The sequence below is a fragment of the Vibrio rotiferianus CAIM 577 = LMG 21460 genome, from assembly GCF_002741985.1.
Lineage (GTDB): Bacteria > Pseudomonadota > Gammaproteobacteria > Enterobacterales > Vibrionaceae > Vibrio > Vibrio rotiferianus.
Genome location: NZ_APHW01000094.1, coordinates 1 through 1,032 on the forward strand (window position 1 = coordinate 1; position 1,032 = coordinate 1,032).

Below are 1,032 nucleotides of genomic sequence, written 5' to 3' on the forward strand. Positions count from 1 at the left end.
CTTTGTAGCTGAGTTTGCTTTATCTCACCGTAACCTTCTTCTATTTCCCAGCGTTGCCAATAGACAGCTAATAAATCTTCTAATGAGTACTTCTTAGGGTCAACAAGGGAAGTTATAAAGCCTTCAATTTCACCTTTTGGGTCTTTATAGAGGATGAGGCGTGCCTGCCAATGAGTCGGTAAATTAGGGTTATTACGCTGAGCTTGTGGTGAGATAGGCATAGAAATAAGCATGTCGTTTTCAGCAAAGTGCTCTACAACTTCATATCTTAATTTCCGTTTTACGGGGGTTAGCCAGTGACTATTGGAGGCTGCTGCATTCCACGATATCAACAGGTCGGCGGAAAAGTAGCAACGATCAAACAATGTTAGCGAGTTGGCTGGCACGTCTGCTAATAATCTGCGTGCTAACGTTGCCTCGCCAACCTGACAAGCATCGAATGCAGCCCCCACCATAAAGCGTGTCTCGGTCGCCATCAGGCCGACCAAGCGAAGTTGAGGGTAAGGTTTATGTTTTTGAGAAATGAATCCAAATGCTTGCGCATTGTCTTCTGAATCTTGACAACGAAAAGTTGTACCATCCACGGCCATGATGCTTAGCCCTAGCACCTTATTTTTTACTAGTGCGTCGCTCTCCCAAGCCGCCACAGAGGTTTTAAACAAAGCGGCAAGAGGCGCCTCATCTAAACGTCGCCTAGAGTCAGTTAGCACACTAGGTGCAACACGAGACCATGTATTCTGAGGTTCGGGTTGAAGAGCTAAATCAAGAGAACTACACACTTCCTTAATTGATTTATTCCGTTGCAGTCCCATCCAAATAACAAGCCAAACCGCTTGTTGCGCTGGTAAACGTCGTCGCCTAATACTTGCTTTAGATGTATCAAGCAAAGCTTGCTCTATCCATTCAAGTTGAATGGCATTAACTACAGACTCGTAGTTTTTACCATCCTCTATTGTTTCATGAGCCAAAACCAACTCTTGAGCAAACATAAAAAATCCCCACTAACGTTGTTAGTGGGGATTATCATACGAT

General features: G+C 44.3%; 1 protein-coding gene. It reads right to left on the minus strand.

The window, feature by feature from the left end:
* Positions 1 to 989: IS4 family transposase (locus B853_RS16590; protein WP_128826953.1), on the minus strand; the 989-nt coding region annotated here is incomplete at its 3' end.
* Between the last annotated feature and the right edge of the window lie 43 nt (positions 990 to 1,032).